Source organism: Priestia sp. SIMBA_032, assembly GCF_046535215.1.
Taxonomy (GTDB): Bacteria; Bacillota; Bacilli; order Bacillales; family Bacillaceae_H; genus Priestia; species Priestia aryabhattai.
The window spans coordinates 1-241 of record NZ_JAWRXD010001445.1; the positions used below are offsets into that span (position 1 = coordinate 1).

A 241-nucleotide genomic window follows, 5' to 3' on the forward strand; every position below is an offset into this window, starting at 1 on the left:
CTGCAAAAGGACAACTGTTTCGTCATTTTGGATGAAATACTGAAAGGCACCAACAGCGTGGACAAGGCGGAAGGTTCTAAAAAATTTGTTGAGCGTTTGGTGCGAAATGGATCTACGGGCATGGTGGCCACCCACGATTTAAGCCTCTGCACCCTTGCCGATGAACTTCCAGAGGTGGAAAATCGATATTTTGATGCCCATATCGTCAACGGAGAACTTTTCTTCGATTATAAGTTTAAGG

The 241-nt window shown here is 44.8% G+C and carries 1 protein-coding gene; it reads left to right on the plus strand.

Annotated elements, in window-relative coordinates:
• A partial coding sequence (locus SB717_RS39100) for a MutS-related protein (RefSeq protein WP_410908661.1) occupies window positions 1–241 on the plus strand: 241 nt, incomplete at both ends.